Annotated in this window: 15 protein-coding genes and 2 pseudogenes; 8 read left to right on the forward strand and 9 right to left on the reverse strand. The window is 77.1% G+C overall.

Going from position 1 to position 11413, the window contains the following annotated elements; all coding sequences use genetic code 11:
• Positions 1–532, forward strand: a pseudogene (locus AC5FZL_RS11755) (saccharopine dehydrogenase family protein); the annotation flags it as partial.
• Between the two features lie 3 nt (positions 533–535).
• Here the strand turns inward: AC5FZL_RS11755 and AC5FZL_RS11760 are convergent.
• Positions 536–1096, reverse strand: coding sequence for a DinB family protein (locus tag AC5FZL_RS11760; RefSeq protein WP_493618821.1), 561 nt, complete (start codon positions 1094–1096; stop codon positions 536–538).
• A 91-nt stretch (positions 1097–1187) separates the two neighbouring features.
• On the opposite strand from AC5FZL_RS11760, the gene AC5FZL_RS11765 reads away from it, so the two are divergent.
• Positions 1188–2147 (forward strand): helix-turn-helix transcriptional regulator, encoded by a 960-nt coding sequence (locus AC5FZL_RS11765; RefSeq protein ID WP_493618822.1) that lies wholly within the window; start codon positions 1188–1190, stop codon positions 2145–2147.
• Positions 2148–2150: 3 nt separating this feature from the next.
• On the opposite strand, the gene AC5FZL_RS11770 is transcribed toward AC5FZL_RS11765, so the two are convergent.
• The 6 genes from AC5FZL_RS11770 to AC5FZL_RS11795 all read right to left on the reverse strand — a co-directional run bounded on the left by AC5FZL_RS11770 (position 2151) and on the right by AC5FZL_RS11795 (position 5633).
• The gene (locus AC5FZL_RS11770) at positions 2151–2375 is read right to left on the reverse strand and encodes a hypothetical protein (protein WP_493618824.1); all 225 of its coding nucleotides are present in this window, start codon (positions 2373–2375) and stop codon (positions 2151–2153) included.
• A gap of 52 nt (positions 2376–2427) precedes the next feature.
• On the reverse strand, positions 2428–2625 hold the full coding sequence (locus AC5FZL_RS11775) for a hypothetical protein (RefSeq protein ID WP_493618826.1): 198 nt from the start codon (positions 2623–2625) through the stop codon (positions 2428–2430).
• Positions 2626–2707: 82 nt separating this feature from the next.
• Positions 2708–3586, reverse strand: coding sequence for an SURF1 family cytochrome oxidase biogenesis protein (locus AC5FZL_RS11780; RefSeq protein ID WP_493618828.1), 879 nt, complete (start codon positions 3584–3586; stop codon positions 2708–2710).
• A gap of 48 nt (positions 3587–3634) precedes the next feature.
• Positions 3635–3880 carry a hypothetical protein gene (locus AC5FZL_RS11785; protein WP_493618830.1) on the reverse strand — a complete coding sequence of 82 codons (246 nt, stop codon included), beginning with the start codon at positions 3878–3880 and terminating at the stop codon, positions 3635–3637.
• Between the two features lie 239 nt (positions 3881–4119).
• On the reverse strand, positions 4120–4575 hold the full coding sequence (locus AC5FZL_RS11790; protein WP_493618832.1) for a DUF3099 domain-containing protein: 456 nt from the start codon (positions 4573–4575) through the stop codon (positions 4120–4122).
• 95 nt (positions 4576–4670) lie between these two features.
• Entirely contained in the window at positions 4671–5633 is a 963-nt protein-coding gene (locus tag AC5FZL_RS11795) for a quinone oxidoreductase family protein (protein ID WP_493618834.1), read from the reverse strand.
• 100 nt (positions 5634–5733) lie between these two features.
• Here AC5FZL_RS11795 and fabG point away from each other — a divergent pair, with 100 nt between their 5' ends.
• From fabG to AC5FZL_RS11810, 3 genes are read left to right on the forward strand one after another with little or no spacing between them, the layout of a single operon-like run.
• Positions 5734–6465, forward strand: a complete 732-nt coding sequence (gene fabG, locus AC5FZL_RS11800; RefSeq protein ID WP_493618836.1) for a 3-oxoacyl-ACP reductase FabG — start codon at positions 5734–5736, stop codon at positions 6463–6465.
• Positions 6465–7232, forward strand: coding sequence for an enoyl-ACP reductase FabI (gene fabI / locus AC5FZL_RS11805; protein ID WP_493618838.1), 768 nt, complete (start codon positions 6465–6467; stop codon positions 7230–7232). The genes fabG and fabI overlap by 1 nt, the downstream gene beginning before the upstream one ends.
• Positions 7233–7251: 19 nt before the next feature.
• Positions 7252–7821 carry a SixA phosphatase family protein gene (locus AC5FZL_RS11810; RefSeq protein ID WP_493618839.1) on the forward strand — a complete coding sequence of 190 codons (570 nt, stop codon included), beginning with the start codon at positions 7252–7254 and terminating at the stop codon, positions 7819–7821.
• An 18-nt stretch (positions 7822–7839) separates the two neighbouring features.
• Here AC5FZL_RS11810 and AC5FZL_RS11815 read toward each other — a convergent pair whose 3' ends face one another.
• Entirely contained in the window at positions 7840–8439 is a 600-nt protein-coding gene (locus AC5FZL_RS11815; RefSeq protein ID WP_493618841.1) for an ATP-binding protein, read from the reverse strand.
• Positions 8324–9313: a quinone oxidoreductase family protein gene (locus AC5FZL_RS11820; RefSeq protein WP_493618843.1), complete on the reverse strand. Its 990-nt coding sequence runs from the start codon at positions 9311–9313 to the stop codon at positions 8324–8326. The genes AC5FZL_RS11815 and AC5FZL_RS11820 overlap by 116 nt, the downstream gene beginning before the upstream one ends.
• A 150-nt stretch (positions 9314–9463) precedes the next feature.
• Here AC5FZL_RS11820 and AC5FZL_RS11825 point away from each other — a divergent pair, with 150 nt between their 5' ends.
• The 3 genes and pseudogenes from AC5FZL_RS11825 to AC5FZL_RS11835 form a co-directional block, all read left to right on the forward strand.
• On the forward strand, positions 9464–9745 hold the full coding sequence (locus AC5FZL_RS11825; RefSeq protein WP_493618845.1) for a hypothetical protein: 282 nt from the start codon (positions 9464–9466) through the stop codon (positions 9743–9745).
• A gap of 96 nt (positions 9746–9841) precedes the next feature.
• Positions 9842–10990 carry an acyltransferase family protein gene (locus AC5FZL_RS11830; RefSeq protein ID WP_493618847.1) on the forward strand — a complete coding sequence of 383 codons (1149 nt, stop codon included), beginning with the start codon at positions 9842–9844 and terminating at the stop codon, positions 10988–10990.
• Positions 10991–11095: 105 nt separating this feature from the next.
• A pseudogene (locus AC5FZL_RS11835) lies at positions 11096–11413 on the forward strand (hypothetical protein); the annotation flags it as partial.

Below are 11413 nucleotides of genomic sequence, written 5' to 3' on the forward strand. Positions count from 1 at the left end.
GAGCGCAGCCCGCGCGGGGTGCGCCGCGAGCCCGGGCTCGGCACCTGGACGGCGCCGTTCGCCATGGCCTCGTTCAACACCCGGGTCGTGCGCCGCAGCAGCGCGCTGCAGGGCTGGGCCTACGGCCGCGGCTTCCGCTACCGCGAGGTGGTGGCGTGCGGCACCGGACCGCTGGCGCCGGTGCGCGCTGGCCGCCTCCGCCCTCCCGCCGGGACGGGCCCTGCTCGACCGCCTGCTGCCGGGGCCGGGGGAGGGGCCGAGCGAGCGGGCGCGGCGCGAGGGCCGCTTCCGGATCGAGGTCGTGGCCGAGACGGAGTCCGGCGCCCGCTACACCGCGACGGTGGCGGCCACCGGGGACCCCGGCTACACCGCCACCGCCGTGATGCTCGGCCAGAGCGCGCTGTGCCTGGCCCTGGACCGCGACCGCCTGCCGCCGCGGGCCGGCGTCCTCACGCCGGCGACGGCGATGGGCGCCGCGCTCGCCGACCGGCTCCGAGCGGCCGGGATGGTGCTGGCGGTCGAGCGCTCCTGACGCTCAGCCCATGGTCTTCGCGCCGTCGAGGGCCTCGCGGAGGATGTCGGCGTGGCCGGCGTGCTGCGCGGTCTCGGCGACGAGGTGCAGGAGCACGCGGCGGGCCGAGCGGGTGGCGCCCGGCTCGAACCACGGGGCCGGGGGCAGCGGGTGCGCGGCGTCGAGGTCGGGCCAGGAGCGCACGAGGGCGTCGGTGCGCGCCGCGACGGCGTCGTAGCGCGCCAGGACGTCGGCGAGGGTCTCGCGGTCGGCGAGCTGGAACCCGCCCGCGTACTCCACCTCGTCGCCTGGTCCCGCGGCCATCGCCGCGGGGCCGCGCTCGATGAAGTCCACCCACTGGGCCTCCATGGCGGCGACGTGCTTGACCAGCCCGCCGAGGGTCAGCTCGCTCACGGTGGTGCGTCGGCGCGCCTGCTCCTCGGTGAGGTCGCGCACCGTGTAGCGCAGGAAGTACCGGTGGGCGGCGAGGGTCTCCAGCAGGTCGGAGCGCTCGCCGTCCGGCACGCGGGCGCTCGGGGCGCTCGGGGCGCTCGGGGTGGTGTCGGTCGTGTCGGTGGTGGTCATGGGTCCGCCTTCCGTCGTGGTCGTTCCGGTGCTCACGACGCTAGGGGGGCTTGCGGCCACTTCCTGGCCGCTGCGGGAGGAGGATGGGGGCGTGGCCAGCACCAGCAGCCGGACGCTGCGCCTGCTCTCGCTGCTCCAGGCGCAGCGGTCGTGGGCGGGGCCGGCCCTCGCCGACCGCCTCGGCGTCTCGCCGCGCACGCTGCGCCGCGACGTCGAGCGGCTGCGCGAGCTGGGCTACCCGGTGCAGGCGCAGCGCGGCACCGACGGCGGGTACCAGCTGGCGCCCGGCGCCGTCCTCCCGCCGCTCGTGCTCGACGACGAGGAGGCCGTCGCGCTGGCCGTCGGCCTGCACGCGGCGGCCTCCAGCGCGGTCGCCGGGACGGCGGAGTCGTCGGTGCGCGCCCTGGCGAAGGTCGTGCAGGTCATGCCGCCGCGGCTGCGCCGCCGCGTGGACGCCCTGCGCTCCATGACCGTCCCGGCGCGCTGGGACGGCGCCGACGCCGACGTCGACCCGGCGGTGCTGACCACCGCGGCCCTGGCGTGCCGCGACGACGAGCGCCTCGCGCTCTCCTACACCGCTGCCGACGGGCGCAGCAGCGAGCGGAGGATCGAGCCGCACCGGCTCGTCCCCCTGGGACGCCGCTGGTACCTCGTCGCCTACGACCTCACCCGCAGCGACTGGCGCTCCTTCCGCCTCGACCGGGTCGGTGCGCTGGTCCCGGACCGCACGCGGTTCCGCCCGCGCACCCTGCCGGCCCCGGACGCCGCCGCGTTCGTGCGGCGCGGCATCGAGGAGCAGCCCAGCGACCACCGCGTCTCCGCGGTGCTGGCCGCTCCCGCGGACGCCGTCCGCGCCCGCCTCGGCCGCTGGGCCGACGTGGAGGACCTCGGCGACGGCCAGTGCCGCCTGCGGATGCGCACCGACACCCTCGACTGGGCCGCCCTGGCGCTCGGCACGGCGGGGGCCGAGGTCAGCGAGGTGGAGCCGCCCGCGCTGCGCGAGCTCCTGCGCGAGTGGAGCGGGCGCTTCACCCGCGCGTCCGAGGGCTGAGGCTCAGCCGGCGCCCCAGAGGTGCTGCTCGCGAGCGAGCCCGGCGTCCGGGACCTCCTCAGGAGCGCGAGGGACGGGCTGGGTGCCCACGGCGTCCTCGGGGCGCACGCGCTCGGGCAGGTGGCTCCAGCGCTGGCGGGCGGCGCCCTCGTCGGCGTCGTCCGCGAGCCCTTCCGCGAGGCCGTCCGCGAGCCCGTCCGTCGACGGCTGGTCCTGCTCCGCGCTCATGCCCGGATCGTCGCGCGCCGGGACGCCGCGCGTCCAGGCCCCCGCGGGGCGGTCAGGCGCGGAGCGCGCCGGCGGGCGTCGGCGCGACGCCCTCCGCAGCCGGGCTGCGGCGCGGTCGGGGGAGCGAGCCGGCCCGGCGGATGGTGCCGTGCCCCTCGGGGCAGACCCACAGCGGCACGCCGCCCGACCCGGCGTCGACCCGGAACCGGCCGCCCTCGCCGCAGGCGGGGCACATCACGGGGTAGTCCATGCCGCCGAGCGTACGGACGGCGGCCGGGCGCCGAGGGGCGTTCGGGAAACCGCTCCCGGCGCGCTGTCAGGGCCGTGCGCCGTCACGACCGTGAGCCGTCCCGGGCGTCGAGCAGGGCGTCCTCGGTCTCCTCGTCGGAGGGGGCGCGGCGCCGGCGCGGCGGGACCGCGGGTGCGGCGGCCGGGGCGAGGACGGCGTCCTCGGCCTCGTCGCGGGCGGTGCGCCGCAGCTGGACGCCGAAGAAGACCCAGGCCCCGGCGGCGAAGACGAACCACTGCAGCGTGTAGCCGAGGTGCGGTCCCTCGTCGAGGTCCGGCTTCGGGGCCGTCACGAGCTCCTGCGCGGGCGCCGGGTCCTCGGCGACCACCGAGACGTACGCGCCGGTCCGCAGGGCCTCGGCGTCCGCGGCGCCGGCCGGGCCCGAGGCGCGCAGGGCGGTGGCCACGGCGCCGTCCAGGTCGATCGTCTGCACCTGGCCCGCCGGGGCGTCGCGCTCGTCCGCCGGCTCGCTGGGGCGCAGCCGGCCCGTGACGGCCACCGCGCCGGCGGGCGGGTCGGGCACCGCCCCGGGGGCCTCGCCGGTGGCGCCGCTGGGGATCCAGCCGCGGTCGACGAGCACGGTGCCCCCGCCGTCCAGGCGCAGCGGCACGAGCACGAGGTAGCCGTAGGAGCCGTTGCGGGGCCGGTTGCGCACGAGCACGGCCTCGTCGGCGGCGTAGGTGCCGCGCGCGCTCACCGGCGTCCACTCGCGGCCCGCCGGGAGCGGCGCCCCGGCGTCCGGGAGCAGCTCCGCCAGCGGCACGGGGTCGCGGTCGTAGTTGGCGGTGATCAGGGCGATGCGCTCGAGCTTGCCCTCGCGGCGGTGCCACTGCCAGACCCCGAGGAGGCAGCAGACGACCGAGACCACGGCCGTGAGGGCGGCGGCGCGCAGCCAGCGCGGCTGCAGCAGGAGGCGGAGCACGCTACGACGGTAGGCCCGCCCCGCCGCGCCCGCGGCGGGGGAGGGGGCTCAGCTGGCCTGGTGCTGGGCGAGCAGGTCGGGGCTGCCGAGGGCCTCGGTCTCGCGCAGGAAGCCGCGGACGTCGAGGTGCTCGCTCAGCCCCGCGAGGTGCGGGTCGCACGCGAGCCAGGTCTTGCGCCGCTCCTCGGTGTGCAGCCGGGGGTTGTTCCAGCGCAGCGCCCAGGTGGCGCGGGATCGGCAGCCACGAGCGCTGCAGGCGGAGTCGTACGGGGGCTCGTGACGCTCGACCGGCATGGAGCCATTCTGCCTCTCCCGGGCAGGGCGCGATACCCCCGAGCGGCCGCCGGGTGGACTCGCGGTGGCGCGGAGGTGGACGCCGGGCGGCGGGGGAGCCGCCCGGCGTCCGGGTGCTCGGTCCGACGGGGGGGACGGACCAGGCGGGCCCAGGATGCCCGGCAGCCGCCCCGCGGGCGACGGTCGCGGCCCAGGTGCCACCGCGCGGACGCACCGCGTGCCTCACCGTGGGGACGGCCTCACCGAGGGTGCGCGGGGTGGGCGCCCGCCGGGGCGGGCCCGTGGGGGGCCAGGGGAGCGCTCGCGGGCCGTGGCCCGGACGCCGGCGCGGAGGTCGGCGCGGAGGTCGGCGCGGACGCCGGCTGCTGGACGATGACGGTGGCCTCCCCGAGGGCCAGGCGCACCGGGGCCTGCGGTGCCGGGGGCTGGACGACGGGCTGCGGGGCCGGGCCGCGGCGCTCGCCGCCGGCGTTGGCGATGATCACCGCGACGTAGGGCAGGACGATCGCCCCGACCGCGAAGAACCAGCGCCACGGGCTGGGGGTGACGAGGACGAGGACGAAGCAGAGCGTGCGGATGCTCATGGAGACCAGGTACTTGACCATCCGCGAGTCCAGGTCGTCCTGGTGCGGACGACGGGCGGCGGTGATCGAGTAGACCTCGTCGGAGGAGGTGCTGTCGGGCTTGCGTGCCACCCGTCAACGGTACGTCTGCGCAGGCAGGAGCGCGCCTCCCCCGGAGGAGAGGTGCGTCACCCCGCGACGTCACTCCGCGACGTCACCCCGCGACGTCACGCGGTGACGTCGAGCACGAGCTTCCCGGTGCTGCGCCGCGCGCGCAGGTCCTCGTGGGCCCGGGCCGCCTCGGCCAGCGGGTAGCGCCCGCCGACCACCGGGCGCAGGGCGCCGGCGCGGGTGAGGGACAGCAGCTCCTCCACGGCCACGTCGAGGGCGTGCGGGCGCCCGAGCAGCTGCGCCAGCCAGAACCCGCTGACCGACGCGGAGCGGGTCAGCAGCGCCGAGGGGTCGACCGGGGAGCCCGGCCGGGACGAGGCGGCGCCGAAGGTCACGAGGCGCCCGAACGGCGCCAGCGCCGCGAGGGAGCCGTCGAAGGCGGCGCCGCCGGTCATCTCCAGCACCACGTCGACGCCGCGGCCCCCGTTGGCCTCGCGCAGCGCGGCGGCCACGCCGTCGGCGTCCAGGCCGGTCAGGTCGACGGCGGCGTCGGCGCCCAGGTCGGTCGCCAGCGCGCGCTTGGCCGGCGTGGAGGCGGTGGCGATGACGCGCCCGGCGCCCCACAGCTTCGCCAGCTGCACGGCGAGGCTGCCCACGCCGCCGGCGCCGGCCTGCACGACGACGCTCTCGCCGGCGGCCAGGTGCGTGCTCGTGCGCAGGAGGTGCCAGGCGGTGGTGCCCTGCAGCACCAGGGCCAGGGCCTGCCCGTCGTCGACGCCGTCGGGCAGGTCGAAGACCGCGCCGGCGTGCGCCACGGCCCGCTCGGCGTACCCGCCGGTGCCGGTCAGGGCGACCACCCGGCGTCCGTCGGGGGTGGTGCCCACGACCTCGGAGCCGGGCACCAGGGGCAGCTCCTGCGGCGCCAGGTAGGCGTCCGCGGCCTGCAGGGAGTCGGCGAAGTTGACCCCCGCCGAGCTCACGGAGAGCAGCACCTGGCCGGGCGAGGGAACGGGCTCGGGCAGCTCGGCGAGGGTCAGGACCTCGGGTCCACCGAACTCGGTGATCTGGACGGCGCGCACGGCGTGCCACGCTACCGGGAGGGAGTCGGTAGCGTTCCGGGTCGGTCGTCGGGGCCGGGAGCGAGGGCGGCCGGGGTCGGCCGGGTCGGGAGGAGCACCTGTGACGGACGCGGGAACGGGCGGGCGCAGCGTGCTCGTGACGGGCGGCAACCGCGGCATCGGCCGCGCGATCGTCGAGGCGCTCGTCGCCGGCGGCGACCGCGTCGTGGCCACGTCGCGCTCCGGTGACCAGGCCGGCGTCCCGGACGGCGCGCTGGCCGTGGCCTGCGACGTCACGGACTCCGCGAGCGTGGACGCCGCCTTCGCCGCCGCCGAGGCGGCGCACGGCCCGGTCGAGGTGCTCGTGGCCAACGCCGGGGTGACCAACGACCAGCTCGTGCTGCGGATGAAGGACGAGGACTTCGAGGCGGTGCTCGACACCAACCTCACCGGCGCCTTCCGGTGCGTGCGCCGGGCGGCCAAGGGCATGGTCCGCCTCCGCCGCGGCCGCGTGGTGCTGATCTCCAGCGTCGTGGGCCTCTACGGCTCCCCGGGCCAGGTCGGCTACGCGGCGAGCAAGTCCGGGCTCGTCGGGCTCGCCCGCTCCCTGACCCGCGAGGTCGGTGGGCGCGGCATCACCGCGAACGTCGTGGCGCCGGGCTTCATCGAGACCGACATGACCGCCGCGCTGCCCGACGCGCAGCAGGCGGCCTACAAGGCGTCCATCCCGGCGGGGCGGTTCGGATCGCCCCAGGAGGTGGCCCAGGTGGTCCGCTTCCTGGCCGGGCCGGAGGCGGGGTACATCACCGGGGCGGTCGTCCCGGTCGACGGTGGATTGGGGATGGGGCACTGATGGGTCTTCTCGAGGGCAAGCGGCTGCTGGTCACGGGGGTGCTGACGGACTCCTCCATGGCGTTCCACGTCGCCCGCCTGGCGCAGGAGCAGGGGGCCACCGTGGTGCTGTCCTCCTTCGGCCGGCAGATGCGGATCACCGAGGTGATCTCCCGGCGGCTGCCGGCACCGGCGCCGGTGGTCCAGCTCGACGTCTCCAGCGCCGAGGACCTCGCCGCCCTGGCCGGTGCGGTCGGCGAGTACGTGGACGGCCTCGACGGCGTCGTGCACTCCATCGGCTTCGCCCCGCAGTCGACGATGGGCGACAACTTCCTCACCGCCCAGTGGGAGGACGTCGCGACCGCGATGCAGGTCTCGGCGTACTCGCTGCAGGCGCTGGCCGTCGCCGCCAAGCCGCTGCTGCAGCCCGGCGCGAGCATCGTCGGCCTGACCTTCGACGCCTCCCTGGCGTGGCCGGTCTACGGCTGGATGGGCGTGGCCAAGGCCGCGTTCGAGTCGGTCAACCGCTACCTGGCCCGCGAGCTGGGGCCGCAGGGCATCCGCTCCAACCTCGTCGCGGCCGGCCCGGTGCGCACCACCGCCGCCAAGGCGATCCCGGGCTTCGAGACCTTCGAGTCCACCTGGGACGAGCGCGCTCCGCTCGCCTGGGACGTCAAGGACCCGGTGCCCCCGGCGCAGGCCGTCGTGGCGCTGCTCTCGGACTGGTTCCCCAAGACCACCGGGGAGATCGTCCACGTGGACGGCGGCGTGCACGCCGTCGGTTCCTGACCCTCCACCTGAGGTCGAGGTGGACGACGGCCGCCCGGCGTCCGGGGTGGCGCCAGGGCTGACCCTGGTGCTGCTCCGGCACGCCGAGGCGGCCCCTCCGGTCTCCACGGCCGTTCCCGGGCCGGAGCCGCACGCCGACCTGGCGCGCCCGCTGACGGCGCGGGGGCGGGCCCAGGCGCGGGCGGCGGCGGAGTGGCTGAGCGCCAGCGGCGCCGGGCACCCCGACCTCGTGCTGGTCTCCCCGGCGCAGCGGACGGCGCAGACCTGGGCCGAGCTCGCCGAGGTGCTCCACCCCGGCACCGTGCGCGAGGAGCCGGCGCTCTACGAGGCGTCGGCGACGGCCCTGGTGCACGTGCTCGCGGAACTGCCGGCCGAGGCGGGCTCCGTGCTCGTCGTCGCCCACGAGCCGGCCGTCTCGGCGGCGGCCGCAGCGCTGGCCGGGCCCGGGTCCGACGGCGCGGCCCTCGCCCGCGTGCGCGCCGGGGCGGCGCCCGGCTCGGCGTCGGTGCTCCTCCACCCGGGGCCGTGGGAGTCCCTCACCGGGGGCTCGTGCGTCCTGCGCGCCCACGCCGCGCCGCCGGCGACCTGAGGACGCCGGCCGCCGGGCTCAGGCGGCGTCGGTGAGGTCGAACACCGCCCAGACGACCTTGCCGTCGGGCCGCTGCTGCACCGACCAGCGGCTGCTCATCGCCTCCACGACGACCATCCCGCGGCCGCCGCCGTCGTAGGCCTCGACCACGGAGGGCTCGTCGGTGCTGGTGTCCTCGACCCCGATGGAGATCTGGCTCGGCGAGGTGCGGACCACGATCGTCAGCGGCGCACCGGCCGCGTGGCGCACGGCGTTGGTGACCAGCTCGGAGGCGACGACGAGCGCAGACTCCAGCAGTCCGGCGGGGTAGGGCCCGGTCCGGGCCAGGAGCTCGCGCACGAACCGACGCGCCGCCCCCGCTGAGGCCGGGTCGGGAGGGAGGGGGAGCCGGTCCAGCGACGCCGGGCCCGCCGGTGCGTCGGAGGTCACCTCGTCGTAGTACCCCCCCGGCCTGGAGGCACACCCCCGGGGGCGCGATGATCCCCCGGCGGGCCCAGCGCGGTCAGCCGCGGGGGAGCAGGAGGAGCTTGCCGGTGGTGCGCCGCGCCTCCAGGTCGGTGTGCGCGCGGGCGGCGTCCGCCAGGGGGTAGCGGTGGTCGACCCGCACGCGCAGCGCACCGGAGCGGACGGCGTCGAAGACCTCGCCCGCCCGCCAGCGGCGCTCCTCGGCGTCCGCGGTGTAGGAGCCGAGCGTGGGGCGCGTGACGTACAGGGAGCCCGCGCGGTTCAGCCGCTGCAGGTCGAACGGCGGCACCTGCCCGGAGGAGGCGCCGAAGAGCACGAGCATCCCGCGCACCCGCAGCGAGGCCAGCGAGGCCTCGAAGGTGTCCTTGCCGACGCCGTCGTAGACCACGTGCACGCCGGCCCCGCCGGTGAGGTCGCGGACGGCGGCCGGCAGGTCGCGGGTGAGGTCGGCCAGCTCGGTGTAGCGGATCACCTCGGCCGCGCCGGCCTCGCGGGCCAGCGCCTCCTTCTCCGGGGTCGAGGTGGTGGCGATCACCCGGGCGCCGCGGGCGGTGGCGAGCTGCGTGACGAGCGCGCCCGTGCCGCCGGCCGCCGCGTGCACGAGCACGTCCTGGCTCTCGGCCACCGGGAACGTCGACGCCGTGAGGTAGTGCGCGGTCATCCCCTGCAGCGGCACGGCGGCGGCCGTCTCGTCGTCCACGCCGTCGGGCACGGGCATCGCCACCTCGGCGCGCACGCGCACGAGCTCGGCGTAGGACGCCGGGGCGTCGGCCCAGGCGATCCGGGCGCCCGCCGCGAGCGAGGTGACGCCGTCCCCGACCGCGACGACCTCGCCCGAGCCCTCGCTGCCCGGGACGAAGGGGAAGTCCATCGGGTAGACGCCGCCGCGCTGGTACGTGTCGATGAAGTTGACGCCGGCCGCGGCGACCCGCACGAGCACCTCACCGGGGCCGGGGGTGGGGTCGTCGACGTCGACGAGCTGCAGCACCTCGGGACCGCCCGCCGACCGGGCCTGGATCGCCTTCACGGCGCCCATCCTGCTCCCACCCCGCTCCCCGCCCCCACCCCGCTCCCTCCCTCCACCCACCCGGCCACCCACCGTGATCATGGGACCTCGCCGCCCCCCGTTCGCCGACGCGCGATCGTCCGCGGGTCGGCCTGCTGGCAGGCTCCGGCCGTGAGCGAGGTAGAGGTGGGCCCGCTGCGCCGGGTGATGAGGTCCCCGGTGGGCGGCGCCCTGGTCGGCATCGCCGTGATGGTGCCGCTGCACTGGCTGCTCTTCCGCGAGGGCTGGGTGCGCGCGATCGCCTTCGCCCTACTCATCACCGCGGTGACGCAGGTCGTCGGCCTGGCCGAGCGCAGCTGGCGACGACGGCACCCGCTGCCCCCCGAGCGGGTCGACGAGCCGGACCACCCGGGCGTCGTCCCGCCGCTGGAGCGCCCCGCCCCTCGGTCCTGACCACCCGTCGCTCAGCGTGACCGCCGACGAGCGGCGCGTCTGCTCGCGACCTAGGGTCTTCGACGATGCTGACGACGACGGTGCAGGTGGGTGCGGGTGCTCTTCGCTGACGGTCTGCGGGCGCTGGCCGCGCTCGCCGTCCTCCTCAACCACGCCTACACGGCCTCGGGCACCTCCGGCAGCGCCGAGCGCGACCTGCCGGAGCTGCTCGAGCGCATCAACCTCGGCCAGTTCGCCGTGCCGGTGTTCATCGTCCTGTCCGGCTTCGTGCTCATGCTGCCCGTCGCGCGCAGCCCGCGGCTGGAGCTGCGCGGCGGGGCGCTCGCCTACCTCAGGCGGCGCGCGCGGCGCCTGCTGCCGCCCTACTACGCCTCCCTGGTGCTGGGCCTGCTCGTCATCGCCGTCGTCCCGTTCATGGGCACCGAGCGCGGCACCGCGTGGGACAGCCGGATCCCCGTGACCGGCGGCGGGCTGCTCTCGCACCTGCTCGTCGTCCACCACCTGGACCCCGACTGGCGGCTGCAGATCAACGGGCCCGCGTGGTCGGTGGGCACCGAGTGGCACATCTACCTCCTCCTGCCCCTGCTCCTCCTGCCCGTGTGGCGCCGGCTCGGGCCGCTGGGCGGGATCGGGGTGGCGCTCGCGGTCGGCTGGGGGCTGCACTGGGCGCTGCCCGGCCTCGACGACGCCCACCCGTGGTTCCTGGCCGACTTCGCCCTCGGCATGGCCGCCGCCGTCGTGGTGACGCGCGGACGCCAGCACCGCTGGCTCGGGCCGGCCACGGCGACCGCCGCGCTCGCGACCGCCGCCGTCTTCCTCGTCTGGACGGACGACGTGCGCCGCGAGGCGTGGCTGACCGAGGTCGTCCTCGGCGTCGTCGTGGCGATGCTGCTCGTGTGGATGGCGCAGCGCTCGGCGCAGGAGCGCCCCAGCGCCGTGCACGCCGTCCTGGAGTCCCGGCCGCTCGTGTGGCTGGGGCTGTGGTCCTACAGCCTCTACCTCGTGCACTCGCCGGTGATCAACTTCGGCAACCTGCTCGCGCTGGACGCCGACCTCAGCACCGGGCAGCGCTTCGCCCTGGAGCTGCTCGTGTGGGTGCCGGTGTCGCTGGTGGTCTCCTACGGGTTCCACCGGCTCGTCGAGCGGCGGTTCATGACCAGCCACCAGCACCGCAACGCCCCTCGCCTGGCGCTGGCGCCCCAGCCCGCCGCGCCCGTCCGCGAGGACGCCCGCCAGGCCGCCTGACGCGCCCCCACCCCCCGTGATCATGGGATCCCGCCACCCATCGGTGCAGGTCAGAAGTCGGTTTCGGTCTTCGGACTGTCGGTGGTGGGCTCTAGCGTGGGGGTCGTGGAGGTGGCCTGCGGCGACGTCGTCCCCGCGCTGGCGGGCGCCGTCTCCGGGGTGCTGTCGGCGTCGTGGTGGCAGTGCTCGGACGCCGACGTGCGGGGCGCGGTCGTGGAGCTGGAGCGCCAGGCGGCGCGGCTGGAAGCGGCGCGGTTGCGGCTGCTGGCCGACGCCGATGCCCGCCGCGTCGCCGCGGGGATCGGTGCCGTGTCGACCGCGGACTGGCTGGTCGCCGAGACCGGGACGCGTCGGGAGAAGGCTGCAGAGCGCGTCGCGTTGGCGGGGGCGCTGAACGGCTCCCTCGCGGTGACGGGTGCCGCT

It is taken from the genome of Quadrisphaera sp. DVD1, assembly GCF_058932755.1.

Bases quoted from the DNA above. Each gene is read 5' to 3' on its own strand.
- AC5FZL_RS11775 (WP_493618826.1), bottom strand. From the start codon at position 2,625: ATGGACTACCCCGTGATGTGCCCCGCCTGCGGCGAGGGCGGCCGGTTC.
- fabI (WP_493618838.1), top strand. From the start codon at position 6,465: ATGGGTCTTCTCGAGGGCAAGCGGCTGCTGGTCACGGGGGTGCTGACG.
- AC5FZL_RS11770 (WP_493618824.1), bottom strand. From the start codon at position 2,375: ATGAGCGCGGAGCAGGACCAGCCGTCGACGGACGGGCTCGCGGACGGC.
- AC5FZL_RS11760 (WP_493618821.1), bottom strand. From the start codon at position 1,096: ATGACCACCACCGACACGACCGACACCACCCCGAGCGCCCCGAGCGCC.
- AC5FZL_RS11785 (WP_493618830.1), bottom strand. From the start codon at position 3,880: ATGCCGGTCGAGCGTCACGAGCCCCCGTACGACTCCGCCTGCAGCGCT.